The 253-nt window shown below is 73.5% G+C and carries 1 protein-coding gene; it reads right to left on the bottom strand.

Annotated features, from left to right (window positions below; all coding sequences use genetic code 11):
• Window positions 1-61: 61 nt before the first annotated feature.
• Window positions 62-253 (bottom strand): CoA-transferase (locus QN357_RS19435; RefSeq protein ID WP_323505462.1); only part of this gene is annotated, 192 nt, incomplete at its 5' end.

Below are 253 nucleotides of genomic sequence, written 5' to 3'. Positions count from 1 at the left end.
GTGGGGTACTCCCTGGGTGTCGATCGGATGGGGGGTCTCTGGTGGGTGGGTCGCGGGCGGCTCAGGCCGGCACCACGACCGCGCGCTCGCGCACGGTGCGCTGCTCGATCGGCTTGGCCCGGGCATCCGCCTGCACGAGGCGTTGCACGTAGACGCCCGGCGTCACGACGTCGTGCGGGTCGATCGTGCCGCGCGGCACGATCTGTTCGGCCTCGGCGATCGTGACGAAGCCGGCGGTCGCGCCGAGCGGGGT

Source organism: Cryobacterium sp. RTC2.1, assembly GCF_035018685.1.
Lineage (GTDB): Bacteria > Actinomycetota > Actinomycetes > Actinomycetales > Microbacteriaceae > Cryobacterium > Cryobacterium glucosi.
This window is presented reverse-complemented; position numbering and strand designations above follow the sequence as displayed.